Origin of the sequence: Pseudomonas sp. Leaf48, assembly GCF_001421885.1 — a bacterium.
Lineage (GTDB): Bacteria > Pseudomonadota > Gammaproteobacteria > Pseudomonadales > Pseudomonadaceae > Aquipseudomonas.
Window position 1 is genome coordinate 108804 of the sequence record NZ_LMLH01000032.1, and the last position, 26347, is coordinate 135150.

Below are 26347 nucleotides of genomic sequence, written 5' to 3' on the forward strand. Positions count from 1 at the left end.
GTTACGGTGCTAGAAACTGCAATCAGGGTCAGTTTCATACGATCTTTTCTAAAGTGTTGGTGGGTTCAGCAGATAGGTGTCGACGGCGCATCAGACGATAGGCCGCAGGGATGACAAACAGAGACAATAAAGGCGCAGTGATCATGCCACCGACCATAGGTGCGGCAATGCGGCTCATCACTTCGCTACCGGTACCACTGCCCAATAAGATTGGTAACAGACCAGCAATGATGACCGCCACGGTCATAGCCTTGGGTCGAACACGCTGCACGGCGCCTTCGCTAATCGCGGCGATTAACCCACGCTCGGTACTGTCGTCTGCCTCTTCGCGTTCGGCCCAGGCGTTTTTCAGATAAAGCAGCATGATCACGCCAAATTCGGCAGACACACCTGCTAGAGCAATGAAACCGACGCCGGTAGCCACGGACAGGTTGAATCCCAATAGGTAGAGGAACCATGCGCCACCCGTAAGAGCGAATGGCAGGGTGGCCATGATCAGCAAGGCCTCGTCGAAACGGGAAAAGGTCAGGTAGAGCAGTACGAAAATGATCAGCAACGTGGCCGGTACCACCAACTTGAGCCGTGCGTTGGCTCGCTCTAGAAACTCGAACTGCCCGGAGTAGCTCAAACTCATGCCTGGCTGCAACTTGACCTGCTCACCGACGACCCGGCGCAAGTCGGCGACCACCGAGGCAATATCCCGGCCCCGCACATCGATGTACACCCAGCCGGAAGGCCGTGCATTCTCGCTCTTGAGCATCGGAGGCCCTTCACTGACTTTGACCTTTGCTACTGTTCCGAGGGTAATCTGACTCCCCAAAGGGGTGTAGATCGGCAGCTGCTCCAATGCACCGAGCGAGTCGCGCCATTCTCGGGGATAACGCACGTTGATCGGAAAGCGTGCGAGCCCTTCAATTGTCTCCCCGACGTTTTCACCACCAATAGCACCGGCCACGATCGACTGCACATCGGCGATGTTCAACCCGTAGCGGGCAGCTGCCTTACGATCGATATCCACATCGATGTAACGCCCACCCGTCAATCGTTCGGCCAGAGATGAACTGACCCCAGGCACGTCCTTCGCCACGCGCTCGACTGCCTGAGTAACTGCATCGATCTCCGTGAGGTTGGGACCGGTAACTTTTACCCCGATTGGACTCTTGATACCGGTGGCGAGCATGTCGATGCGGTTGCGGATGGGCGGTATCCAGATATTGGTCAGCCCCGGGACTCGCACCGCTCGATCCAGTTCTTCCACCAGCTTCTCTTGGGTCATCCCGGGGCGCCACTGCTCGCGTGGTTTGAATTGGATGGTGGTCTCGAACATCTCCAAGGGGGCTGGATCGGTCGCGGATTCAGCGCGGCCGGCTTTGCCAAAGACATGTTCGACCTCTGGCACGGTTTTGATCATGCGGTCAGTCTGTTGCAGCAGTTGCGCGGCCTTCTGCGCCGACAACCCCGGTAGGGCCGAAGGCATATAGAGTAAATCGCCCTCGTCCAGCGCAGGGAGGAATTCGCCGCCCAAGCGAGAGACCGGCCATAGCGCGCTGAGAAAGACCAAGAGCGCGACCAACAGGGTGATTTTCGGACGATGCAGTACCGCGTCCAGGGCCGGTTGATAGATCCTGATCAACCAGCGGTTCAGAGGGTTCTGCTCCTCTCTGGGGATTCGTCCACGAATCCAGTAGCCCATCAGCACTGGCACCAAGGTTACCGATAGTCCGGCCGCAGCGGCCATGGCGTAGGTCTTGGTGAAGGCCAAAGGACCAAACAGACGTCCCTCTTGATCCTCCAGTGTGAACACCGGTATGAACGAAAGTGTGATGATTAACAGACAAAAAAACAGTGCCGGCCCTACCTCGGCCGCCGATTCGGTCATTACATGCCAGTGTTGTTCACCCCTCAGTTCCTTCCCCGGGTGGGCCGCGTGCCAGGCCTCGATCTTTTTGTGAGCATTTTCGATCATCACCACGGCGGCATCGACCATGGCGCCAATGGCGATAGCGATCCCGCCAAGCGACATGATGTCGGCATTAATCCCTTGGAAGCGCATAACGATGAAGGCAATCAGCACCCCCACCGGCAGAGAGATGATAGCCACTAGGGATGAGCGAAAATGCCAAAGGAATATCCCGCAGACCACCGCGACGACGAGGAATTCCTCAAGCAGTTTGTAGCCAAGGTTCTCCACGGCACGATCAATCAGCTTGCTGCGATCATAGGTGGTGACGATTTCTACTCCGGCTGGCAGACTGCTCTTCAGGTCGTCAAGTTTGGCTTTGACCGCAGCAATGGTTTGGCGAGCGTTCTTGCCACTGCGCAGAATCACCACGCCGCCGACGGTCTCACCTTCGCCATCGAGTTCGGTGATGCCGCGACGCATTTCCGGCCCCATCTGGATAGTCGCGACGTCGCCGAGGGTCACTGGTACACCACCAGCGCCAAGCTTGAGTGGAATCGCACGGAAGTCATTCAGTGTCTTCAGGTAACCGGAAGCGCGCACTATAAATTCGGTTTCCGCCATTTCCAGCACCGCACCACCGGTTTCCTGATTGGCCTTACCGATAGCCTCGGCCACCTGCGCCTGGGTGATGCCCTGACTGGCAAGTTTGAGCGGATCGAGCTGCACCTGGTACTGCTTGACCATGCCGCCCACAGTGGCGACCTCCGCCACATTGGGCAGGGTCTTGAGTTCGAACTTGAGAAACCAATCCTGTAGTGCGCGTAGCTGCGCCAGATCGTGCCCACCACTGCGATCCACCAGTGCGTACTGGTAGATCCAGCCCACCCCCGTAGCATCCGGACCCAAAGCCGGTTTGGCGCTGGCCGGCAGACGGCTTTGTATCTGGCTCAGATACTCCAATACCCGTGAGCGAGCCCAATACAAGTCGGTACCGTCTTCAAACAACACGTAAACAAAGCTGTCGCCGAAAAAGGAATAGCCGCGAACTGTTTTGGCCCCTGGCACCGATAGCATGGTGGTGGCCAGTGGGTAGGTCACCTGGTTCTCGACAATCTGCGGCGCTTGCCCCGCATAAGGAGTGCGAATAATCACCTGAACATCGGAAAGATCTGGCAATGCATCGATGGGGGAGCTCTGAACCGCCCAGACACCCCAGGCCGTGACGAACAGCGTGGCGAGCAGTACCAGGAAGCGGTTGGCTACTGACCAGCGGATCAGGGCGGCAATCATGGCTGGCCCCCTAATTTATCCAGGCGTTCAACGAGCAAACCATCATCGGTTTGGCTCAGTGAAATTCTAACCTTGTCCCCCGCTTTGAGCCCTTGCTTGAGAACAGGGTCAGCCAATGGAAAGGTCATGGTCATGCCGGGCATACCCAGGGTTTTGAATGGACCATGGGCGAGCGTCACGTCTTGGCTATTGATCTCGACAATCTGGCCTTCGGCCTCATGCAGGGCGGCAGCTGCGGCAGTGGGTGACGAAACTTCCAGAGTCGGCGCGACAAGACCCTTGAGGCTGGCCTCCGAGTCGAGCAGGAACTGCCCTGAGCTGACTACCTGCTGGCCTTCTTCCAACCCCTTCAATACCACTGTCTTGCCTTCATTTTCCTGCCCGAGTTGCACTTCTACAGGTCGGTAGCGGCCAGCGCCTTCAGCGAGCATCACCAAGACACGTCGGCCAGTGCGGATGATTGCCTCGCTCGGCACCCACAATACGCTTTGATCTGTCGAACGATTCAGGTGCACCCGGACTGTCATGCCCGGCCGCAGTTGCCCATCAGGATTGGGCAATTCAACCCGCACGCGCACGGTCCGGCTGTCTGGATTGGTTTCGGGCAGAATCGCGCTGACGGTGCCACTGAGTACTTTCCCCGGAAAGGCTGGCAAACGTGCTTCGACCGCTTGCCCGACGATGATCGATCCAGTCTCCGACTCTGGAACAGCCACCGCTAGCCAGATACTACTCAAGCCATTAACCCGAGCCAGAGTCACGCCGGCGGCCACAGTCATACCTGAACGGACACTCAGCTCTAACAGCACACCGCTGATGGGGCTGGTGAGTGTCAAGATCGGCTGAACCTTGCCGCTTCGCTCGACTTGAGCAATCAGCGTCGCTGGCATCCCGGTCAAGCGCAGCCGTTGTCGTGCTGCCGCCAGCAAGTCGGCATCGCCGATGCGTTTGAGTGCGAGAAACTCTTCCTGAGCAGCGGCCCATTCGGGTACCAGGATATCGGCCAACGCCGCATTGGCTTTGAGTACATCGCCTGGAGCATGGGCATACACCCGCTCCACAAAGCCGGCAGTACGCGATTGAATGACCGCGACATCCCGCTCGTTGAATGCTAGCGCACCCACCACGTCCAGACTGGAAGCAAGGAGTCCACGGGTGACGGTGGCCAAGCGCAAGCCGAGATTCTGGGTCAGGCCAGGGTCGATGCTCATGGCCGCATTGTCCGCCGAGGAATCAGCGTATCGGGGCAACAGCTCCATATCCATGAAGGGCGACTTGCCCGGCTTATCGAATTTCTGTTGTGGCTGCATCGGATCGTACCAATACAGAACTTTGCGTTCGTCTTGCGTTTTAGGTGCTTGCTCAGCAGTTGTTTCAGGCGTTGCACTCATGCGCTGGTGAGAGATCCAGTAACCTCCGATAGCGCCCAAAGCAATCAAAAAACCTGCCAGTGAAGCCCCTTTCCAGATTCGAGTGCTCATTGTTTGGTATCCCCATAAGCAAAATACAGGCGAGCACTGGTGAGGGCGCGTTGTTCTTCGTAGTCGATCTGTTTGAGGCGGGTTTCGATAAGCGCACGTCGAGCCGTAATGACTGCTGCCAAGTCGCTTTTACCTGCGCTGTAGCTGGCCATAGTCAAATCCACTTTTTCCTTGGCCAGCGGTATTAAGCTGTCCTGACTGCGGTGCACGGCACGGTTCAGACGCTCGTACTCCGCCAGATCGTCCTCCAGTTGCTGGGTCTTTTCACGTACAAGAGCTTCGCGCTCCGCCTCCAGCTGATTCAGTTCGGCGTGTTTGGCGGCGATTTTCGGGTTTTGTCGAGAGTCGGGGAACAGTGGTAGGTCGAAAGTAAATTGCACGCTGACCATATCGCCGAACTGACTGTCGCGGTGCTGGTAGTCGAGCTCCCAACTCCAATCGGACTGCTTTTCCGACTCGGCTTCACGCACCTTGGCCTGCGCTTCGCGAGTCATTGAAGCGGAAGCCGCCACGGCAGAGTGCTGTTGCAGCTTCTGGGAATAACTTGAGGCATCGATGGGCCAATCGGGAAAGCTGCCGACGAGCTTGTCATTGGCCGCTGGGCCAACCCAGCGCTTGAGTGCCGCTCGGGCTTTCGCACGTAGACGAATTAGCTCGTCCTGTTGTTCCGCCAACTGAGCCGCCTCCTGTTTGGGCGTGATCGCATCGGCAGGTTGAGCTCGGCCACCGGCAATCTGCGCCCGAACGGTATCAGTCAATAGACGGTTCTCCCGGTAAAAATCCTGAAACAGCGCCTCTTTCCGTTCGACGGAGTAACTGCTGATCCAAGCTGATGCCGTGGCCTCACGAACGTTCAGTCGCTCGAAACGGCTTTCGGCCTCAGCTCGCGCTACGGACGCCTCAGCAACTTCAATGCGTGCTTTACGCTTGTCACGGTTGGGTACCTCCTGCATGACCCCGACCATCTGCATGGTCATGGGGTCCTGCTTCAGGTGCCCACCCTCAGGGCCGCTGATGGGATAGTTTTGTACGCCCAGCAGGAGCTTCGGATCGGGTAGTTCACCGGCTGGAATGGCTGCGCTACGGGCTGCTTGCTGTTTAGCAGCTTGAGCGGTCAGTGAAGGGGCGTTGTTTTCAGCCAAGCGTAAGGCTTCGTCGAGTGTTAGGGGCGCAGCAAGGCTGGGCAATGCCAGAATGCTTGCCACCAAGGCGACCAAGAGGGGCCAACCAGTGCAGTAACACTTGGAATTCATGCTCACGATTCCTGTGAGGATCTACTGCGCGCCACGTTAAACATGCGCACAGATATGCCATCCCGCGCCAAAGCAGGATGAGATTCAGTGTGGTACAGGAATCAAGCGCGAGGCGGTCGCCAAACTCTCGACGGGGCATGAATAGGCAGGGAATCGTTGAAAGTTGTCAGCATTTGTGGACTGGACAAATGAGTGACAGGTTTCCGAAACGACACTTGTAGCAAAACGGCGCTCCTGCAATCCTGGCCAGGATTGCAGCATTTACCATGATCGACGGAGCAGTTCATGTCGACGCCGCAGTCCTGGTTCATCTCACTCATCATAATCATGGTTTTCATGGGGCAAGGTTCTAGCGGTGACTGAATGCCCGCCATCCCACTCAAGGGAAGCGCCAAGTTGATCAGGAGAATGAGGCAACACCGCAGATAGCGTCTCATGCGAGGGAGTCTAGACGCTGAAAATTGGCTGTACAAATACGTATCTATCAGGAGAACCAGCCAAATAGCGTCTGTAGGTCAACATGCCCTATGCTCCCTCTTGTCATAAAGGCGGCAGAGCCGCCAAACACTGATTAGTTTGCCGGGTACTCAGCGATCACTTGGTCAGTACCGGCTTTGCTCAGACCGATCACCTGATAAGCATCCTGCTTTCCATCGACTTCCATACCAGGCGAGCCTGCCGGCATGCCCGGCACAGCAATCCCTATAAGGTCATCACGTTTGCTCAAGGCAACTATTTGCTCAGCAGGTACGTGGCCTTCTACAAATTTTCCGTTGACCACTGCTGTGTGGCATGACGAGAGACGCGGAACAACGCCCAAGTCTTGCTTGATCGTGCTCATATTGGTTTCTACATGATCAACGACGGTGAAACCGTTAGCTTCAAGGTGCTGGATCCACTTCTTGCAACATCCACAGTTCGCATCACGATGGACGTCGATCGTCAGCGACTCTGCTGCATGACCAACTGAACTGATAAACAGAGCCGCGAATGCGGCGAGGCGAAGTGCCCGGCTGGGACGAAGAAAGTTATTTCGCATGGGGGGTGCTCCTTCCCATCAGCATGGGTACGAGTTTTAGGCTGAGCGGCCGAAGTTGCTTGGGCATCATGTGAAGCCTTCACAACCTGAGGATGGCCTGGCTTGGTATCTTCACCCTGAGAAGGCGCAGCGTCCTCATCATGGGCATGGGCGCTGCTTTCTTAAAACCACATCCGAATACCGGCGACAAATCGCGCCTCGTTCGTATCTTCTCCTTCATCACTAGCGAGGTCGGCAGTCTCGCCATAAGAGCGACTCCAGGTCACCCCGATATAGGGCGCAAACTCGCGGACAATCTCATAGCGCAACCGTAAACCCACTTCCGTATTGGCCAAACCAGAGCCAATACCGCGCTGAGGATCGTCTTTCCCGTAGAAGTTCACTTCAGCGGTAGGCTGCAAGATCAGGCGATTGGTGAGCAGAATGTCATAATCACCTTCCAGCCGAGCGGCGGTCTGGCCGTTTTCGCCGATGAATGCGGTGGCTTCAGTTTCAAAGTTGTAGAGGGCCATGCCTTGGATGCCGAAGGCACCCCAAGTCTGCGGTGAGCCTGGTTTGAAGTCTTGGCGCACGCCGGTAACAACATCCCACCATGGACCGATTGAGTGCCCCCAAAGCGCCTGGAGCTCGGCGTCTTCCGTCACACCGTTGGTGCGCTCACCTTCCGAGCGCAGCCATAAACGATCGACGTCACCGCCGATCCAACCTTTGGCTTCCCAATTCAGAACGCTGCCGTTATCCGCATCCTGGTATTCGAACTTGTCCAAGAGGATGAAAGAGTTGAGTTTTTTGTCATGAACACCATGACCTGCAAGAGGCGGAAACGCCGCTTTACGATCAGCCTCGGTTAACACGGGGATTGGCGTTCGACTCGTACTGGTCGCCTCAGTATCCATATTCATTTTGCTGTGATCCATGCCTTCCATTTGACCCTGGTCCATCCGGCCATGATTCATATTGCTGTGGTCCATCGCCTCCATCGAACCATGATCCATGTTGGAGTGATCCATCTGGCCGTCTTTGGCGGGGATTGGCTTTTGAGGTGCGGCCGGTTTCGACTCCGCTCCCGAAGACATAGTCATCGACGGATCCATCTCTTCAGCGGCACTGGCCAAACCAACAAAAGCGGCACTGAAGGAGACCGTCAGTGCCATCAGCGTCGGACGTAGAAGCTTCCAGGTCATGATCTCAATCCGTTTTTTTGGTTTTTGGGTCATATCCCGTCTCCTTTACTCATCAACCCGTACTTCACGGAACATCCCCATCTCCATGTGAAACAGCAGGTGGCAGTGATAAGCCCAGCGTCCCAGCGCATCAGCTGTTACTCGATAGCTACGCTTAGTGCCTGGCGGCATGTCGATCGTATGCTTGCGCACCATGAAATTGCCGTTCTCATCCTCCAGGTCGCTCCACATACCGTGGAGGTGGATGGGGTGGGTCATCATGGTGTCATTCACCAAGGTGATGCGCAGACGCTCGCCATACTTGAGGCGCAATGGTTCAGCATCAGAGAATTTGATGCCGTTAAATGACCAGGAAAACTTTTCCATATGACCGGTCAAGTGCAGCTCAATGGTGCGATTGGGCACGCGACCATCCGGGTCCTGGAACGTGCTCTTAAGGTCAGAGTACGTTAGAACTCGACGGCCGTTGTTCCGCAAGCCAATGCCGGGATCGTTTAGCTTCGGCGCTGTGCTCATGGCTTGCATATCAACCAACGGGTTGTTGGTTTCGGATGCCGGGTGAGACTGCATAGCGCCTCCGCCCATGCCCGCCATCGTGCTATGGTCCATACCGGCCATGCCGGACATATCGCCCTGATCCATGCCAGTCATCTTGCTGTGGTCCATACCGTTCATACCGGGCATATCGCCCTGATCCATGGCCGTCATCTTGCTGTGATCCATACCGGTCATGCCGGACATATCGCCCTGATCCATGCCCATCATCTTGCTGTGGTCCATACCGGCCATGTCGCCCGGTTTCATTGTGCTGTGATCCATGCCTGCCATATTGTCGTGATCCATTCCTCCCATCCCCATATCATCCATGGTCAACAGAGGACGTGGATCGATCGCGGGAACAGTAGCTTTGAGCCCTTCGCGTACTGCCAGGGTTCCGCGGGCATATCCGGTTCGATCCATGGACTGGGCGAAAATGGTGTAGGCCTCCTGACTGACAGGCTCCACAATTACGTCATAGGTTTCTGCCACGGCAATGCGGAACTCATCGACGCTGACCGGATTGACGTGTTGGCCGTCGGCGGCCACCACGGTCATTTTCAAGCCTGGGATACGAACGTCGAAATAGCTCATTCCCGAACCGTTGATAAAGCGCAGTCGCAGCTTCTCGCCCGGTTTGAAAATACCGGTCCAGTTACCGTCAGGGGCCTGGCCATTCATGAGGTAGGTGTAAGTATCCCCACTGACGTCTGCAAGATCGGTGGGGTTCATTTTCATTTCGGCCCACATCTTGCGATCCGCCACTGTCGCGGACCAGCCTTTCTCGCTGACATCGTTGATGAAGTCGCCGACGGTAGGTTTGTGGTGGTTGTAGTAGTCCGACTGTTTCTTGAGTTTGGCTAACACGCGACCAGGATCTTCATCAGTCCAATCGGTCAGCATCACCACATAATCGCGGTTGTATTGAAATGGCTCTGGCGCCTTCGAATCGATCACGATTGGACCGTAGACGCCTGACTGTTCCTGAAAACCAGAGTGGCTGTGATACCAATAGGTACCATTCTGATGGACTTTGAATTTGTACTCGTACATGCCATCGGGAGCGATACCGTGGAAGCTCAAGCCGGGTACACCATCCATGTTGGCCGGCAGAATGATCCCGTGCCAATGGATGGAGGTGTCCTGGTCCAGTCGGTTTTTCACCCGCAGCGTGACCGTTTCTCCTTCACGCCAGCGCAGCAGCGGTCCCGGCAAAGAACCATTGATGGTCATCGCCGTGCGCGCCGAGCCTGTGATGTTCACTGGAGTTTCGCCAATGAACAAATCAAATTCATTGCCGGCCAATACGTTCGGGAAACCGGGACTAGTTACTGCCCAGACAGGGGTACGCCACAGGCCGAGACCGCCGAGAATGCCACCAGCGGCCAGGCCTTTGACGAAGGTCCGCCTAGAGGTTTTGGAATGCATGCCGTTTATGTCCACTCAGTCAAAAAGAAAGCCGTGCGAAGCACTTTGTGCGTTTCGCTTATCGGTTCGGGGGCAACTTCTCTGGAGTTCTTCTAGCATCTTTCCTGAGCCTTGCCCGCCGCCGAAATTGACAACACTCATACGGCAGACGAGCTTAGAAATTGCCACACTTTAACTATCAGGGTGATTACATTTCTGTCAGCTTGGGTATGTGCCAAATGGATCAGCAGCTGGTGTGGTCGGCAGCTTTAGCTTTGCTCTCGGCTACGGGGAGCTGAGTGCCTTGCTTCTGGGCAATTTGGTACGACTCCATCGAGTCCTTTCTGGCCGCCTCCATACGTTCAAATGCCCGATCACCACCGCCTGCGGCCATAGCCAGGGAAGAGACGGTCAAAGCTGCAATGGCAAACAGGGTTTTCATAGATTTCATTTGGATATCCTTGGATGAGTTTTCAGTTACCCCATTAAATCCACATCGAGAAAAATGGTTTTGGGGCTGAGCTCAAGGCTCGGTGCCACCTTAACCGTCGTTCCCTGTCAGGAACCTTAGGTGAACATTACAGGTGCGTAAGGTTGCGCTTTTCTTCCTGAACAATCGTCTGCGTACGTTGAAACAGGGAAAGCATCCGGCCAAGTCACCTTCCGAACTCCCGCATTGATGCGAATGCAAATGGGCGGCCGGTGGGAATGCAATTTGCTGGTCAATAGGGCCCCACGTTACAGTCGGTCCATGGGTAAGCGACTTTTACTTCAACCCAATCAGCACGGTAGATGGTCAGTGCAGAGGGGCAGGACGAAGAGCTCACGAGGCAACCTAAACGCAGCGCCCATATGTTGCCTTTGCGATAGAAAAACCCAATTGGTTTGATGGAGTCGTGATGACCACTACAACGACCACTCGACGCCGAACAAAAAAGGAAGAAAAAGCGCGTGATTTATTGATTGCCATGTTTTGGAGCTTCAGCGCAAATCGAGGTTTTCTCAATGAATCGGAACGATTACTCCAGATCAGTGAAGGGCTTCCCTCTCAACTTTTTCAAGCCCTTTGTGCGAACTTTGCTCTTCAGGAAAGTAGCTTGGAAATGTTGTTCAATATTTCGACCTCCACGCTCAAACGACATAGGCGTCAACAAAAGCCTCTTGATCCTGTTGCGTCCGGACGACTAGATCGAATTGCGGCTGTTTGTCACTTGGCTGAGGAGGTCTGCGACAGCAGACAAGCAGCCACCGACTGGATGTCAAAGCCGAATCAAGCCCTCGGTGGTAGTAAACCCATAATGCTCTGCAAAACTGAGCGCGGAGCCGTGCAAGTTAGCCGTGTGCTTCAAGTTATAAAATGGGGTGGAGTAGTCTAAGTTTGTAAGCGTCTGCCAAACACACCTTGCGTGTTTTCTACTGCCGCGATGCTTAGTGTATGGAAATTAGCAAAATTATGTCCTGAGCATAAACTCGCTAATTTCGATACACATGCTGGGTGCGACGGAAATTGCTCATCGGCAGAATAGCGCTCGTGAGCGCAGGGCTGAGTTGACCGCCGAGACCTGCGCTCACATCTGAAATGCGGCATGGAGAGCTTATGCATGAGGGCATTAACGCGGAGCAAGATCACCGTCTCAGGCACTAACCGTGGAAGGAAAACCCAACGCTTCAACAGCCGCACGGACTCGCTCTGGGCTTTCGATACTTTCAACGTTGACCTTGCCAGCAGCAGGATCCACTGAAACAGCAGCCTCGCTATCCAACGACTGAATAGCTTTGGTGATTTTGCTGACACAGCTACCGCAAGCAATGCCTGAAACATTCAAGACGAACATAGTTATTCCTCTCATGGTGAGCGGCCTTTTTAGCCGCAGGAACAGCATCAACGTTGCCACGATAGGAAGGTCAAGAGTTCTTTACATCCTAGTTTGAATGGATGCCTGGGCCTCAATCTATACGGACGTTTCTCAACCGCAATGCGTTGAAAACGACGGATGCGGAGCTGACGCTCATCGCGAGGGCCGCGACCATTGGTGATAACAGGTGTCCGGTCAGTGGATACAATAGGCCCGCAGCGAGTGGTATCCCCATCGCGTTGTAGAGGAAGGCGAAACCAAGGTTCTGCCGCATGTTTTTTACTGTTGCGACAGAAAGAGCACGCGCTCGAAGAATTCCCATTAAGTCGCCTTTAACCAAGGTCAATTGTGCACTGTTCATCGCGACGTCTGTCCCTGTCCCCATGGCGATGCCCACATCTGCTCGGGCCAAGGCAGGCGCATCATTGATACCGTCGCCAGCCATGGCAACCCGACGACCGTGTTGCTGAAGGTCCGCGACCAGACGCTCCTTGTCCTGAGGTTTCACTTCGCCGTGGACTTCTTCGATCCCCATTTCCTTGGCTACAGCTCGTGCCGTGGTGAGTCCGTCGCCAGTGGCCATGATGATTTTTACATTGTCAGCCTTGAGCTTAGTGACGGCCTCTTTGGAGGTTGGCTTAATCGGATCTGACACCGCGAGCAATCCAGCCAGCACTCCGTCGACAGCCACATAGATGATGCTGATACCTTCAAGTCGTAACAGCTCCGCACGATGTTGGAGAGGGCTGATACTCACGCCTGCCTCCTCCATCAAGGCGGTATTACCCATTTGGATTTTCTTGCCGCTAACCATGCCGCTGACTCCGATTCCAGATCCAGACTCGAACGATTCAGGCTTGCTCAATACAAGGTTTTCAGCTCGGGCGTGATCAACAATTGCGTGAGCCAGAGGATGCTCACTGCCTTGATCGAGGCTGGCAGCCAATTGAAGGACATCATTGGGGTCGAAAGGCGTTGTGGCCTCTACACTGTGGAATACCGGACGCCCCTCTGTCAGGGTGCCGGTCTTATCGACGATCAGCGTATCGATCTTGCAAAGGTTCTCGATGGCACTGGCATCCCTGAACAGTACCCCCATGCTGGCTGCCTTACCCGAGGAAACCATGATCGACATGGGGGTCGCGAGCCCTAATGCACAGGGGCAGGCGATGATCAGCACGGCCACTGCATTGATCAGACCGAAAACCCAACTGGGTTGAGGACCAAAAAAACCCCACCCCAGAAAAGTCAGTACCGCAATTGTGATGACACCCATTACAAAGTAGCCGGCGATGACATCGGCCATGCGTTGCATGGGGGCTTTGGAGCGTTGAGCACGAGCTACCATCAGCACGATTTGCGATAGCACCGTCTCGGCGCCAACTTTCTGCGCCTCCATCACCAGACTGCCATGTGTATTGAGCGTGGCGCCGATCAGGCTATCTCCAGCTCTCTTCATTACTGGTACTGGCTCGCCGGTCAGCATCGCCTCGTCGACTGCGCTTTCGCCTTCCAGTACTAAACCATCAACAGGCACCTTTTCACCTGGCCTTACCCGGAGGTGGTCACCCTTGTGGACATGGGTCACCGGGATATCTTCCTCTTGGCCATCGGCGTTGATTTTGCGTGCCGTTTTGGGTGAGAGCCCCAGAAGAGATTTAATGGCAGCGGAGGTTTGCGATCGGGCTTTGAGCTCAAGAATCTGCCCAAGTAATGTTAATGAGATGATTACTGCTGCGGCTTCGAAGTAGACCCCGATGCGTCCATCTTGCGTGAAGCTGGCGGGAAAACTCTGGGGGAAGAGCGTGGCTACAATACTGTAAAGATAAGCAGCCGCTGTACCCAGGCCAATCAAGGTCCACATATTTGGACTGCGAAGCCGAATAGAGGCTACACCCCTCACAAAAAAGGGCCAACCAGCCCAGAGAGTCACCGGGGTTGCAAGAAGCAGCTCCACCCAGTTCTGTTGGGTTCCGTGGAAGAGTTGTAATGAATGTCCCGCCATCGCGAGCAGAGTCACTATCACAGTTAATGGCAATGACCACCAAAAACGACGGGCAAAATCCTTGAGTTCGGGGTTTTCCTCCTCTTCCAACCCTGGCATGACCGGTTCCAATGCCATTCCACAAATCGGGCAAGTGCCAGGGCCTGGCTGTCGTATCTCAGGGTGCATGGGGCAAGTGAATTCAGTACCCAACTGTGGCTCAGCCGAGGGCTCGATGTGACTAGAGGGATGGCTATCAGACTGATCAGCAGCGTAATGTTGAGGTTCTGCTCGAAATTTCTCTTGGCATTTCAAGCTGCAAAACTGATATGCCTGTCCCTCATAAAGCTCACTGAACGGGCTCGGCCGAGTAATAGCCATACCGCACACTGGATCATGTAGACCTCCATCATCGGAGGACTTTACCGAATGGGCGTGATTTTGGTCGCGGTGATCCGTGGCGTCAGACATGGTTAGTTTCCGTTTTCGTCCTTGTTGGCTTCCGAACTTCCGTGTCGTCCATGACCGCCGTGCCCGTGCCCGTGCCCGAAAAAGTGCATCAACGGACAGATCAACAGAATCAAATAGGGGAGATAAGGTGAAACATGGCCGAAGTGTTCCCGGACCACGTAAAAACCCCCGATTGCAACCAGCATGATCAGCACTACACCTGTTTTGCTCCTCCAGAAAGGTGAAGCAGCGTTTTCAACCGAATGCCGATGGTTAGCCATGACTTTGCTCCTATTGTCCTGCCCAGAGTTGCAGTGGCATCTGCGTCTGAGAGTAGTCCACGCTCGCCTTGAGGCTATGATCTCGATCAATCAATCCAAGCTTTACTTCACTTCAAACTGGCCAACCATTCCTGATTGATAGTGGCCTGGTACATTGCTGGAAAACTCCAGGTCTGTGCTATGGGAGACGGTCCAGGTAGGGTCTTTGTTTGCGTCAGGCTTATTCAGAGGATGTTGGATCGTTGTGCTCCATCCTGACCATCTTCGTCCACCTGAGGCCAAGATTACTTTTCTGTCAGTTTCTGGTTGGCTCGACGAATTCGATGCAAACTCAGCCAATGACAATTTTGAGAGCCACCTCTATGAGACTTCTGATTGCCGAAGACGAACCGAAAATAGGTATCTATTTGCAGCAGGGTCTTACCGAGGCTGGGTTCAATGTCGATCGTTACACCAGCGGCACTGAGGCTCTTCAACATGCTTTAAGCGAAGCATATGACCTGCTGATTCTGGACGTCATGATGCCAGGGATGGATGGATGGGAAGTCCTTCGGAGGGTACGCCTGTCAGGAAAGGACGTTCCGGTACTCTTTCTGACGGCACGAGATCGTGTTGAAGATCGAGTCCACGGTCTTGAGCTCGGAGCTGATGATTACCTCATCAAACCCTTCGCATTCTCTGAATTGCTAGCTCGAGTCAGGACACTGCTCCGCCGTGGTCACGGCATGCCCTCGCAAACTCATATGAAAATTGCCGATCTTGACGTTGACCTGCTCAAACGCAGGGCCATTCGGGCAGGCAAACGCATAGATCTTACGGCCAAAGAGTTTGCACTCCTGGAACTACTGCTCCGTCGCCGAGGCGAAGTGCTACCAAAGTCGCTCATCGCCTCGCAAGTCTGGGACATGAACTTCGACAGCGACACCAATGTAATTGAGGTAGCGGTGCGCAGGCTCAGGGCGAAGATTGATGATGGCTTTGAGGTCAAGCTGATCCAGACCTCGCGAGGTATGGGTTATATGCTCGATGCACCAGATTCGGAATCGGAATGAACCGTCTATCCCTGACTACGCGCATGAGCCTGATGTTCATGCTTGCAGTAACGGCTGTGCTCACCATCGCCGGCCTCGGTTTCAACAACCTGAGCCGGCACCACTTCAAAATGCTGGATCAGCAGGCCCTGAACGAAAAGCTTCACTCAACTCAAAGAATTTTGGGAGAGCTGAAAAATATCGATCAATTCAACGAGTTAAAGCCCGAGTTACAAGCGTTGCTTGGGGCTCACCGTGACCTGACGGCCCTAATTCTGGATGTCGACGATAAACTACTTTTCGCTGATCCCCAGCCCATGAAGGTTCCGAAAGAGTTCCTCTCGGTGACAACCAACACTGTATGGGAATGGCAAGACCAAAAGCACATGTTCCGTGGTTTGACAGCACAAGCGATGGTCAATGGTCATGACAAGCCGTTGACCGTAATCTTGATCCTTGATGTTACTCATCATATGGCCTTCTTCGAGACCCTCCAGCGATGGTTTTGGATCGGGCTGGCGATCAGTGCGCTTGTCAGTGCCGCTTTAGGCTGGATGGTTGCACGCAGTGGTATGCGTCCAATCCATCAAGTGACCATGGTCGCGGCGTCGATGTCAGCCAAATCACTCAAGGATCGTATCCCCCTGGGGCCGGTCCCAAAAGAGCTGCAACAGATGGTATCGTCGTTCAATGCGATGCTGTCCCGACTAGATGATGCGTTTGTGCGGTTATCCAATTTCTCAGCAGACATTGCTCACGAACTGCGTACCCCAGTCAGCAATTTGATGACTCATACAGAGGTGGTGCTCTCTAGAAAACGGAATATTGAGGACTACGAAGACAATCTGTATTCGAATCTCGATGACTTGAAGCGAATGTCGCGAATGATCGACGACATGCTTTTCCTTGCCAAGTCCGACAACGGGTTAATCAAGCCTGAAAACAAACAGATCGACCTGCTGGAGGTCGTGGAGAAACTGCTTGAGTATTACCGCCTATTGGCTGATGAACGCGACATCAACCTGGCTGTTTCAGGAGCAGGAAGTGTACGGGGCGATGTATTGATGATTCACAGAGCCATTTCGAATTTGCTTTCGAATGCTTTGAGGTACACCCCAGAGGGAAGGACCATCAGTGTCGATATCAAAGAGAGAAGTACGTCCACAGTAGTGACGGTGGAAAACCCAGGGATTGTCATCCCCCCCGAGCACTTAGAAAAGCTCTTTGATCGATTCTTCCGAGTAGATCCGGCACGACGCGAAGGAAGCCCCAGCAATGCCGGACTGGGACTGTCAATTACGCGGTCGATCATAGAAGCTCATGAGGGCAAGATCTGGTGCACCTCATCCAATGGAAAAACAGCCTTCCATATGGAGCTCCCTGGCGTCGGCCTGAAAGGCGCTTAAACCCAGGGCAGCGTTTAGCCTGCGAAGTGTGGCACATCCCAAGCTTACTGAATTGTAATCGAACGGTCTGTTCTCATGTGGCATCGTGTACCAGCACTGTGGCGTGGGAGTCTTGACCTGTTCCCTGAGTGCAGTGCTTACCAGGACGCGACATACGCTCGATTTCCGTCTCTGGTTTTTATAAGAGTCGAGAAGTAAAAACAGATCTCCCCAACCAAACCTCGAATCAACAGCTCAAGCTGTGAGGAGTCTTGCATGTCCTTCTTTAAAGCTACCACCGTAGCTGTTGCGCTTACCGCCGGCTTACTTCTGAGCGGGGTTGCTCAAGCGCATCCGAAACTGCTTTCTTCCACTCCTTCGGAAGGTTCGACCTCCGTCGCACCTGCCAAGATCGAGCTGCACTTCTCGGAGAACCTGACGACTCAGTTCTCAGGTGCAAAACTGATCATGACCGACATGCCCGGCATGCCGAATTCCCCCATGGGCGTCAAGGCTGGGGTCTCGGGCGGTGATGATCCGAAAATGATGGTCATCACACCGGCGGCTCCATTGACCACTGGTACTTATAAAGTTGAATGGCGTGCAGTCTCTTCGGACACTCATCCGATCACCGGTAACTTTTCTTTCAAAGTGAAATGATTCATGAGCGACTCAATCAATATCCTGATTCGCTTAGCTCTTTATCTGGACCTGATGCTGCTTTTTGGATTGGCTATTTTTGGTTTGTACAGCCTCAGGGGAAAGGAGCGGGTATCCGGCGCAGTCTTGAATTTTGAGTCGCTCCTTTTCAGCACCGTTGTTGGTGGTTTACTTCTGTCTTTTGCCGCTATGTTGTTGCTTGCGAAAGCAATGAGCGGCGTTTCAGAGTTTACGGAGCTTCGCCAACATATCTTCGAAATGGTGCTTACTGGTACCGATGTCGGGCTCACCTGGATGGTCCGAATTGCAGCGCTTGTTTTGGCAGGTATAGCTGTCAATCTCAACAAACGCTTCCCAACCTCCAGCCTTTGGGTCGTTACTCTGGCTGGTGCCATTGCGCTCGCTACCTTGGCATGGACAGGCCATGGCGCGATGGACGAAGGCAATCTTCGTTATATGCATTTCATTAGCGATATCTTTCACCTTTTGGCAGCCGGCGGCTGGATGGGAGCACTGGCCGCATTCGCTTTACTGCTGCATACTAAAATTCTAAATGGTGAACAAGAGTTACGAATTCTCTCCCGAGCTCTTACTGAGTTTGAATTGGCTGGTGCAGTGATCGTGGTGAGTCTAAGTGTTTCGGGCGTTGTGAATTATCTTTTCATTGTAGGTCCAACAATTGATGGGATAACGCTCAGTACTTATGGTGTATTACTTAGTTTAAAGGTTTCACTGTTTGCAGTAATGATGGCATTAGCTACGTTGAACCGCTTTCACTTGAGCCCACTTTTAGAACGATCGATCCAGGGCGGTCAATACACTGGAGCTGTTAATGCTTTGCGACGCAGTATGGCTGTAGAGCTCACGCTAGCAATAATCATACTTTGCCTAGTCGCTTGGTTAGGAACCTTGAGCCCAGAGATGGGTATGAGCATGGAGTAGAGTGTTGGCGCTGTTTGCAAATTACCCCCAGGGGATTGCTGATTTTTGTATCAGAAATTATGGATAAGCTCAGCAGCATCTCGATGACAGAACCTCACTCCATCAAGTATCACCAGGACTGTCCGAAGCAGTCTTTGAGTGAGCCGACCTACTGTTCATGCTTCGACAAATTGGACAGGTCCATCGTGGCGTAGACCCGCTCGCAGCAGCGAAAATCGATTCGGCCCCCCACTGATCAAACAAGTGCAAAAATTTGCACCGTGAATGCGACACAACCATCAAAGGCGGTGGGCTTTGGCATCATTTCAGCCCTGTCTAGCTCCAAGGCAAGCGTGTGCCAAGCTTTTTTGGTCGAAGAAATACGTTATCCATCGCTGGTCAAGTCGATTGCAAACGGGTGGTCAAGTCGAATGCAATTGACTGGTCAAGTCGAATGCAAACAAGTGGTCAAATCAATGCAATTACCCAATTTGTGGCTGGCCAGTCCTTGCCACCCTTTGTAACCGCTCTACAGAGCTGGAAACCGGCAGCGGAGTCCCGAAGGAGCTAAGCGTACTGAGCAACATATTCCCGTTGGTCTCAAACAAAATCAGACCATTCGTTGACGTTAGCTCGCGTTGGGATTCCTGGAGAATTCCGTAAAAATTCTTGAGGTTGTGTTCATCTATTTCGTTTGATGCCGTGGCGATCAGCTCCAGCCCATTCTGAACATGTAGCAACTGTTCATCCATCAGCTGGCTCATGGAGCGAACGCGACTCAGCAAGTCTTGGTAGGCCGCTGCGCGCTCTCGCTCAAATGAAATATAGGTGGTTACCACCAGGGCCAAAATGCCGGGCAGCAAAGCTAATAGAAGAGTTGTGTTGAGATTAAGTGACCAATTGGTAGTAAACCAAAGCCGTTGCCTGGAGTCGCCTGACGTTTTTGATTTACTTGGCATACGCGGATGACCTAGCTAAATTTTTGGCTGCTGACTCGTGGAGAACGGCTCCATGCCGAGGGAATAACACTCTTTTTCCGGTTTTGGTAGAGATTTATTAACAAGACTTGAAGCGGTCGAAATGTCAGCTTCTGCCAACACAACTTCAGGGGTCAACCAGGCATCCACCGATGAGCCAACAAGCCTTCGACTCACTCGTCCGCTGTGTCGGCAGACAGTGCTATGCTCGAAAAACTGACAGTCAGCTTTGAGTCGACTTCAGCCAGTCGCTACCGGCAGAAAACGGCCAAAAGTGGACACTCAGATACTCAACCGCGCACCAGATAAGCCCCTGAGGGAACCCGATATCGCAGCTTCTTACATTTGCCGGATGCGGGCTGATGCCCCGGCGGACGATGAGGAAACCAAATTCGGCATTTGCCCGGAGGCGGCATATGGCTGCGGGGAATCTCAACCTCAGCGTACACTCGCTCTGGCCCTACATTCGCCATTCGCAATTTTCCTTCGGGTCCGGCTTTGCTAGCCGTCGGTGCTTGCGCAACCCGATCTGTCTCTGCGCCAGCGAAGTTGCCAGCGTCGTGCCCAGTGACCGGCGTGGATTGTTCAGCAACGGCCTTTTCTGCTTCGCGGCGCCTTTGGGTCTCCTCTTCCAGCCCCTTCTGTACTGCGACCAGATCCTCTTTGGCATTGGGTGGGGTACCCGAAGATTGAGCCTGCCGCGCCGCCTGGATCAATTGGAAGTTACGGTTGCGCAACTCGACGTTGCGACCAACCCGCATGTTCGAGCGAGCCGCCAAGGTTTCAGCCTGCTGGTACTGCCCCTGCTGAAGACGCAACACACCGAGGTAATGCAGCGTTGCGGGATTGTTCGGCTGGATATTCAGAGCACGCTCCAACGTGGCGGCGGCCTGGTCCAGTTGGCCATTTTCATACTGCCGCGAGGCTGTTTCGATCAGGGTGGTTGATGCGCTGTTGCTTTGCGCGGGCGCTCTTCGCTCGGCAGCGACGGAACAAAACGACGCGACGGCGCAGAACACCAGGATGAGGCCCGGCAGAAAACTCTTGGTTGGCATCAGGGGGCTGACTCGACTGAACTCGGACGGCACTACCGTAAAAACGGCCACAGCGCTGTTCGGCATTTCCGATACAGGGCCGCTATTGACCTGGCCAATACCCTGAAGTTCCTGCCGCAACGGCCGTCGCAACCAGTATCATTTTTTACCACCCCAACATCTAAACATGATCTGTTGCTGCACTTCACGCGGGGCAGAAAACGGCCAGAAGCGGTCTGAACGAGCCGCACTGGTGACGATTACTGGCGAGTCTAGAATCACTAGTTTCTTCAGCGCCTATACGCAAGGCGGTTCGGCATTTTCACCAGAAGTGAGGACTATTCTTCGACGTTGCCTTGAACCTTCTCGAATAACAGACCACGAATTTCCAATTTACCCTGCTTTTTCCACTCAATCCGTGCAGGTTGGCGGCCTGGAGTTTCCTCGCCGAATAAAGAGATCCATGCATTTCGAAAGCTCTTATACGTCACGCCATTGACCGTGCATTGGGGGCTGTCCAGGCGTGCTGCCCGCACCTCAGGAATGTCCCAGCCATTCATTCTTGATGGAACCTTGATGTGGCCTTCCATATCGCACACCTCATAGCCTTCACCCAACGGTGACTCGAGCGCAGCAAGGAGGAGATTGCTCACCAAACGAAAGTATCCGATACGAAAGCATTCTGTACGGCCATCAATAATGCGACTAGCCCCCTTACCGCGTGCGCTTGGTAGAGAGCGTAGGATCAGCAGTTCAAGGTGGCGCGCGGCTTCGATACTCGGGAGCTTGTAGAGCGTACCATCAGCGCTCATAGCCTTCACCCAACGGTGACTCGAGCGCAGCAAGGAGGAGATTGCTCACCAAACGAAAGTATCCGATACGAAAGCATTCTGTACGGCCATCAATAATGCGACYAGCCCCCTTACCGCGTGCGCTTGGTAGAGAGCGTAGGATCAGCAGTTCAAGGTGGCGCGCGGCTTCGATACTCGGGAGCTTGTAGAGCGTACCATCAGCGACCACGAAATCTTGACGGGTATGCTTGTGGAGACGGTTGGTGGGNTTCAAGGTGGCGCGCGGCTTCGATACTCGGGAGCTTGTAGAGCGTACCATCAGCGACCACGAAATCTTGACGGGTATGCTTGTGGAGACGGTTGGTGGGTACTGTACTAATCCCGACCTTAAACACATCACCGCGACTGTGAACGAGCAAGTAAAGATACCCATGGGACATGTTCATGACTCCAGTGAAAACGATCCAGTCGCGTTCATTGTATCTCACGAGGTAAGTGCCACAGCCCGCGAGATAGATCCGATTCGTCGTAAGCCATTCGATCATGGACGCTGCTAACGGCCAGGAGGGGGCATTCCCAAATGTTGGAGCCGGTCATCCATAGCTGGATTCCACCTGGAGGCTGAAAAGCTTTCATTGGCATTCGGTGGGGGTAAGTTTCAAAAAAAACAAGATGTCGATGAAGTTTCTTCACCGACACTATCGTTGGCAAGGCCGCATAGCTTGAGAGGCTTCGGTCACTCGGAAAAAACCAAAATTAGCGTTATTGCAGGTGTTTTTTACGAATCGTAAACCGGCGTGCTGATCCACCCTTGAAGCCGAAGTCGCATTAAAGGACCGCTTGTGGCCCCTTAGCGGCAGTAATGACCAGTAGAGGACGGCCAGTCTTGGCCCTTGCCCACCGCCGCACTGGGTCGGTTGCAGCCCTTCATGACAGTCTGCAAGCGGCCAGCAGTAGCTATTCATCTAACCTTACTGACTCGGTCTAATCGGAGGATGTCGCCCTTGGATACAATCGTCAAAATGCAAGACATCGCTAGGCGTTATCAAAAGGTGAGTGGTCTAAGTGAACGCCGATTTTACAGCATTTTTTTTAGCCGAATTGATCCATCCGAAGCGCTCGTCGTAGGCATTAAACCTGGTGGAAATCCTTCAAAGTGGTCTGAATCCGAACTGGCCTCTCAATCATTTTATGAAAACTGGGAACATGAGTATGTGGATTGTGACTATCCAATCCAAAGGGCAATGCTGCCGCTTCTCATGGAAGTTTTTGGTATCAGCAAGGAAGAGGTCAGGAAGATACCAAAGTCTAATCTTGCCTTCCGAAGGGCCTCCAGTGTAGAAACCTTTAAGGTTGAACAAGGAATCACATTAGATGAGGCCCAGCGCGAAGCCAAACCATTTTTGGAGGAAATGATTTCGTTCATTTCGCCAAAGATAATCCTCTTGGAAGGGATCGCCACGTTTGATTTTTTTCGTGCTAATTACTGCCAAGGCAAAGTTGATCGAAATTTAGGGATTCCAATTTATACACAACATAAAGGCAGGCAGGTTCGAATTTTTTTCGGGGAAAAACTTTTTGTGAACTGTCTAGGACGTGAAATACCAGTTATCGCAGTTGGTCATCCTTCGTACTTCGCTAGCAAGCCAGAGTGGGTGAAAGTTATCCACCGGATAAAAGAGATAGTGGCCAACAGCAGAACTGACAATTATCAGGAGTCAACACTTGTGACTCTCACGGATGCGCCTGCCGGAAAAACTAGCCTTTCACTCCAGAAGCACGGGAATCTTATCATCCGAGTCATAAATCGAGAGGCAGAGCCCTATCGCCCTAAAACTCAGCGGGCGCTAGCATGGCAAGTCGTATCGTTGATGGATGGCCTAACCGTTTCTCAAGCACACCATATCCTTGAGCTACTAGAACCCAATATTCAGGGAAAAGTAGGTCGACCATTGGGTTGGGTGGTAGATGCCATAGACAGGGGGCTCGTCGAAATACATAGACAGTGATCATGCCAAAGAGAGCCGGAGAATCCAGTGGATGACCCAGCATATGACTCGACTGGAGCAGGCAATTCGCGAACTGATAAAGTTGATTAATAAACAGCTGAAGCAGAAGAGTTTATCTGCTGATGTCATGCTGGAAGGTGCGGCAGATTGAGTCGTTCCTGGTTTCGTAACGCTTTTGCCGAAATTTGACTTAGGCCGAAGGGCCGTTATCGACCGTTTTCCGTCTCTTGCGATAGGCCGTTTTGGGTCGGGTGCAGCCCTTGGTGACAGGCAGAAATCGGAAAATTAGATACCTCGAATAGTTGTCTTCCATAGCAATCGGTCGATTTTTTGAACAGAAGCCCTAGTAAAATGTTGGCCCGCATCCCTGTGGGCGCTCAACAAGAACTAATGACTAGCAGTTGAAAAATCTCTGTGCCGCAAAAGACCTAACGCCTTCGCAAGTCTTCGACCGGCATTTCAATCCTCCCCCCTCGACCAACAAAATCACCGATGCATCCCGGTGGAAGCTGTGTACGCAGTTTCGCTCCTGTACAGCGCGTGCGACTGCAGATCAGGCAGATCAGCTGTATTGCGTCTAGCTTTACCTTGAACACTAAAGCCTCCATCCACAAGTCCACCAAGCAAAGGTTAGTTATGACTAAAAAAATCGATCTGACGATCACCCATGATTACCTCAATCCGTTTGCCTCGCCGGCCACCCCCAAGCTGAGCCCCGAACTGGTGGACTACCTGTCGGATAGCGCCTGGTACCACTCCGAGCTGTGCCTGCAGATTCGCTGCCCGCAAGATGAGCGAGAACGCCTGCAGCAAGCCATCAGCAATACCTTTGAGGAAAAGAGCGAACAACTCAGAGGGGATATTCGCAGCCAGCGGCTGGTAGCGCTGATACTCCTGGGCTTGGCACTAGCCTTGGCGCTGACAGGCACGGCTCTGGGCATTGAAGGCACGATCCCCGTGGGGGTCGTTACCGTCACCGCGTGGATGCTGCTGTGGCGCAGCGGAGAGATATTTTTTCTGGATATCCGCAGCGCTAACCGGCAGCTGCGTAAGTACCAGCGCATCGCCAGCGCATCAAAGCAGTTTGATTGAGCTTGGATCGCTCCCACTACGTGTTGGAGTGCAGCCGTCTGCGCGACGCTGACAAATTCATCAGCCTCTGCCCCGTTCCCATGCTACTCGGTCCGCCGAACGCCACAGGGCCGGGAGAAATGCGCCAACGCGCATGCTTGCCCGCAACGGGGCCCTCGGGGGCAAACCTGCTTATGTCTCGTTACGCGCATAGGCTCTGGGGGGGGGGAATCAAAGTCCAGGGCATGACACAGATAGCCAAAGAATCCGCAATGGGTCGCGAAAGCCTGTACAAGGCCTTCGCTCCCGGTGCAAAACCACGCTTCGACACGGTCCTGAAGGTCATTCATGCCTTGGGCATCGATCTCTGCGCACAGCCCGATCACCCAGCCAGTCACTCAAATCTCTGATCGGCATCCCCTGCTCTGCCCCCCCCTTCACCACCACCCACGTAAAGCACAACGGCAACTGCGCCACCTGCTGCTGGTAGCGGTCATAGGCCTCCTCGCGGTTGGAATGCGCATATTCCTTGAAGTGGCTGATCTGCAGCCCCGCCGCAATGGCGCCGCTGAACAGGTCGCCCAGGGTGTGGACGAACCAGTAGGACGGCGCGGACGGTTGTTCGACCTTGCCTTCATAGACGATCGGTTCGTGCTGCACGAACGGCTCGCTGCGAAAATAGGAACTTGAGAGGCGAAACGGGTCAGCGGCCTCGGGATCGAACATTTCCAGGAACGGGTGAGTTTCGTACACCACCAGCGCGCCGCCCGGTTTCAGGGTTTGCGCGACGTGACGCAAGAATGCGCCGATGTCCGGCATCCAGTTGAGGACGCCGATGGTGATCAGCGCCACATCGAAACGCCCCTGCAAGTCGGCCGGTAAATGGTGGATGTCCGCCTCGATGAATTGCGGCGCATGGGGCGAACGCGAGGCCAGTTCCCGTGCCTGTTCGAGGAACGCCCCGGACTGGTCGACGCCGACCACGCTGCGGGCCCCCAGGGCAAACAGCGACAGGCTTTCTCGGCCGTTGTTGCAACCCAGTTGGACCAGATCCTTATCGGCGACCCCCACCTGCATCAGTAAACCGCTGAGGGTTTCATCCAGACAGGAAAAATTCGCCTGGCGCACCGCGTCTGCCAGGGCCGGCCAATCCGGGGAGTCTTTGTGATGGCGGGCGGAGTCGTTCCAGGCCTCGCGGTTGCTCGCGATGGCGGCTTCTTTTGTCGGCATTTCCATTGCACGCTCCAGTGGACGGTCGTTTGAATAATCGGCCGGAGTCTAAATCAACCCTGCTGGCAACCCCATGAGCAGTTTGTTGCGAACCTGTAAGTGACCCGCACCGGCGGCGGCCCCACGGGAGGGCTATAGTTAATGACCTTGGGGAAATGCATTGGAACCGCTTTCGCAGGTGCCGCCATGAAAAAAACCGATCTGACGCTACTGCTCACCCTCTGCCTGATCGCCTCGCCGGGCGCCTACGCGGACGACAATGCGATGCAAACCGACAGCGACAGCAGTGAATTCAATTATTACGGGACAGACCAGCCCTTCGCCCACCCTTCCCCGCCTTCGCTGAGCACCATACCGCCAGGTTCATACATCCCGACCGAGCCGGGCAATTTCATTCCGGTTTCGAGCGAGCATGTGTTCTCCGACTCGCGCTTGCCGACAGTGGCCGATGCCACCGTTCGCGTGTTCATCCGCGCCTATGATCCGGAGCGCGGCATCTACGTGAACCAGGAAGTCGTCGATCCCTCATGCATGATGAGCTGCGGTCGACAGCCGCCCAGGCTGCAGTGACAT

Annotated in this window: 22 protein-coding genes and 4 pseudogenes; 9 read left to right on the forward strand and 17 right to left on the reverse strand. The window is 54.0% G+C overall.

The genetic code is table 11. From position 1 onward, the window contains the following. Window positions 1-34: 34 nt before the first annotated feature. The 8 genes from ASE98_RS23525 to ASE98_RS23555 all read right to left on the reverse strand — a co-directional run bounded on the left by ASE98_RS23525 (window position 35) and on the right by ASE98_RS23555 (window position 10545). Window positions 35-3193 (reverse strand): efflux RND transporter permease subunit, encoded by a 3159-nt coding sequence (locus ASE98_RS23525; protein ID WP_060543710.1) that lies wholly within the window; start codon window positions 3191-3193, stop codon window positions 35-37. After that, on the reverse strand, window positions 3190-4674 hold the full coding sequence (locus tag ASE98_RS23530; RefSeq protein ID WP_060543711.1) for an efflux RND transporter periplasmic adaptor subunit: 1485 nt from the start codon (window positions 4672-4674) through the stop codon (window positions 3190-3192). The genes ASE98_RS23525 and ASE98_RS23530 overlap by 4 nt, the downstream gene beginning before the upstream one ends. After that, complete coding sequence (locus ASE98_RS23535; protein ID WP_060543712.1) at window positions 4671-5927, reverse strand: TolC family protein; 1257 nt, start codon at window positions 5925-5927, stop codon at window positions 4671-4673. Before ASE98_RS23535 ends, ASE98_RS23530 begins: the two co-directional genes overlap by 4 nt. Before the next feature lie 101 nt (window positions 5928-6028). Then, a complete protein-coding gene (locus ASE98_RS27365) occupies window positions 6029-6364 on the reverse strand; it encodes a hypothetical protein (RefSeq protein WP_082457624.1) in 336 nt (111 codons plus the stop codon). 134 nt (window positions 6365-6498) lie between these two features. Further along, complete coding sequence (locus ASE98_RS23540; protein ID WP_060543713.1) at window positions 6499-6966, reverse strand: DUF411 domain-containing protein; 468 nt, start codon at window positions 6964-6966, stop codon at window positions 6499-6501. A gap of 161 nt (window positions 6967-7127) precedes the next feature. Then, window positions 7128-8183: a copper resistance protein B gene (locus tag ASE98_RS23545; protein ID WP_060543714.1), complete on the reverse strand. Its 1056-nt coding sequence runs from the start codon at window positions 8181-8183 to the stop codon at window positions 7128-7130. A gap of 12 nt (window positions 8184-8195) precedes the next feature. Further along, window positions 8196-10115 (reverse strand): copper resistance system multicopper oxidase, encoded by a 1920-nt coding sequence (locus ASE98_RS23550; protein WP_060543715.1) that lies wholly within the window; start codon window positions 10113-10115, stop codon window positions 8196-8198. A gap of 223 nt (window positions 10116-10338) precedes the next feature. Beyond that, window positions 10339-10545 carry a co-regulatory protein PtrA N-terminal domain-containing protein gene (locus tag ASE98_RS23555; protein WP_060543716.1) on the reverse strand — a complete coding sequence of 69 codons (207 nt, stop codon included), beginning with the start codon at window positions 10543-10545 and terminating at the stop codon, window positions 10339-10341. Between the two features lie 448 nt (window positions 10546-10993). Here ASE98_RS23555 and parS point away from each other — a divergent pair, with 448 nt between their 5' ends. After that, a complete protein-coding gene (gene parS / locus ASE98_RS23560) occupies window positions 10994-11470 on the forward strand; it encodes a type II RES/Xre toxin-antitoxin system antitoxin (protein WP_060543717.1) in 477 nt (158 codons plus the stop codon). A 258-nt stretch (window positions 11471-11728) separates the two neighbouring features. Here parS and ASE98_RS26280 read toward each other — a convergent pair whose 3' ends face one another. The 4 genes and pseudogenes from ASE98_RS26280 to ASE98_RS27835 all read right to left on the reverse strand — a co-directional run. Further along, complete coding sequence (locus ASE98_RS26280; protein ID WP_082457640.1) at window positions 11729-11929, reverse strand: heavy-metal-associated domain-containing protein; 201 nt, start codon at window positions 11927-11929, stop codon at window positions 11729-11731. Window positions 11930-12041: 112 nt separating this feature from the next. After that, window positions 12042-14405: a heavy metal translocating P-type ATPase gene (locus ASE98_RS23565; RefSeq protein WP_082457625.1), complete on the reverse strand. Its 2364-nt coding sequence runs from the start codon at window positions 14403-14405 to the stop codon at window positions 12042-12044. A 2-nt stretch (window positions 14406-14407) separates the two neighbouring features. Beyond that, window positions 14408-14665 carry a DUF2933 domain-containing protein gene (locus ASE98_RS23570; RefSeq protein ID WP_060543719.1) on the reverse strand — a complete coding sequence of 86 codons (258 nt, stop codon included), beginning with the start codon at window positions 14663-14665 and terminating at the stop codon, window positions 14408-14410. A gap of 102 nt (window positions 14666-14767) precedes the next feature. Next, window positions 14768-14930 (reverse strand): annotated as a pseudogene (locus ASE98_RS27835) (cupredoxin domain-containing protein); the annotation flags it as partial. A 97-nt stretch (window positions 14931-15027) separates the two neighbouring features. Between ASE98_RS27835 and ASE98_RS23575 the strand changes: the two are divergent. The 4 genes from ASE98_RS23575 to copD all read left to right on the forward strand — a co-directional run bounded on the left by ASE98_RS23575 (window position 15028) and on the right by copD (window position 18683). Further along, entirely contained in the window at window positions 15028-15717 is a 690-nt protein-coding gene (locus ASE98_RS23575) for a heavy metal response regulator transcription factor (RefSeq protein ID WP_060543720.1), read from the forward strand. Beyond that, on the forward strand, window positions 15714-17102 hold the full coding sequence (locus ASE98_RS23580; RefSeq protein WP_060543721.1) for a heavy metal sensor histidine kinase: 1389 nt from the start codon (window positions 15714-15716) through the stop codon (window positions 17100-17102). The genes ASE98_RS23575 and ASE98_RS23580 overlap by 4 nt, the downstream gene beginning before the upstream one ends. 255 nt (window positions 17103-17357) lie before the next feature. Continuing rightward, window positions 17358-17741 (forward strand): copper homeostasis periplasmic binding protein CopC, encoded by a 384-nt coding sequence (copC, locus tag ASE98_RS23585; protein WP_060543722.1) that lies wholly within the window; start codon window positions 17358-17360, stop codon window positions 17739-17741. Between the two features lie 3 nt (window positions 17742-17744). Next, window positions 17745-18683 carry a copper homeostasis membrane protein CopD gene (gene copD, locus ASE98_RS23590; protein ID WP_060543723.1) on the forward strand — a complete coding sequence of 313 codons (939 nt, stop codon included), beginning with the start codon at window positions 17745-17747 and terminating at the stop codon, window positions 18681-18683. A gap of 461 nt (window positions 18684-19144) precedes the next feature. Here copD and ASE98_RS26760 read toward each other — a convergent pair whose 3' ends face one another. The 4 genes and pseudogenes from ASE98_RS26760 to ASE98_RS27370 all read right to left on the reverse strand — a co-directional run. Then, window positions 19145-19621: a hypothetical protein gene (locus ASE98_RS26760; RefSeq protein WP_156465546.1), complete on the reverse strand. Its 477-nt coding sequence runs from the start codon at window positions 19619-19621 to the stop codon at window positions 19145-19147. Window positions 19622-19929: 308 nt separating this feature from the next. Continuing rightward, the gene (locus ASE98_RS26285) at window positions 19930-20694 is read right to left on the reverse strand and encodes a tetratricopeptide repeat protein (RefSeq protein WP_082457641.1); all 765 of its coding nucleotides are present in this window, start codon (window positions 20692-20694) and stop codon (window positions 19930-19932) included. A gap of 317 nt (window positions 20695-21011) precedes the next feature. Next, window positions 21012-21485, reverse strand: coding sequence for a hypothetical protein (locus tag ASE98_RS23605; protein ID WP_236707825.1), 474 nt, complete (start codon window positions 21483-21485; stop codon window positions 21012-21014). Then, window positions 21475-21732, reverse strand: a pseudogene (locus ASE98_RS27370) (hypothetical protein); the annotation flags it as partial. The gene ASE98_RS23605 and the pseudogene ASE98_RS27370, both read right to left, overlap by 11 nt. Window positions 21733-22468: 736 nt before the next feature. Between ASE98_RS27370 and ASE98_RS23615 the strand changes: the two are divergent. The 3 genes and pseudogenes from ASE98_RS23615 to ASE98_RS27375 form a co-directional block, all read left to right on the forward strand. After that, window positions 22469-23473, forward strand: a complete 1005-nt coding sequence (locus ASE98_RS23615) for a hypothetical protein (protein ID WP_156465547.1) — start codon at window positions 22469-22471, stop codon at window positions 23471-23473. 636 nt (window positions 23474-24109) lie between these two features. Continuing rightward, on the forward strand, window positions 24110-24565 hold the full coding sequence (locus ASE98_RS23620) for a hypothetical protein (RefSeq protein WP_060543727.1): 456 nt from the start codon (window positions 24110-24112) through the stop codon (window positions 24563-24565). A gap of 212 nt (window positions 24566-24777) precedes the next feature. Then, window positions 24778-24954 (forward strand): annotated as a pseudogene (locus ASE98_RS27375) (addiction module antidote protein); the annotation flags it as partial. A 25-nt stretch (window positions 24955-24979) separates the two neighbouring features. On the opposite strand, the pseudogene ASE98_RS23625 reads toward ASE98_RS27375, so the two are convergent. Next, window positions 24980-25780, reverse strand: a pseudogene (locus tag ASE98_RS23625) (class I SAM-dependent methyltransferase); the annotation flags it as partial. A 180-nt stretch (window positions 25781-25960) separates the two neighbouring features. Here ASE98_RS23625 and ASE98_RS23630 point away from each other — a divergent pair. Then, a complete protein-coding gene (locus tag ASE98_RS23630; protein WP_060543728.1) occupies window positions 25961-26344 on the forward strand; it encodes a hypothetical protein in 384 nt (127 codons plus the stop codon). Window positions 26345-26347: the final 3 nt, after the last annotated feature.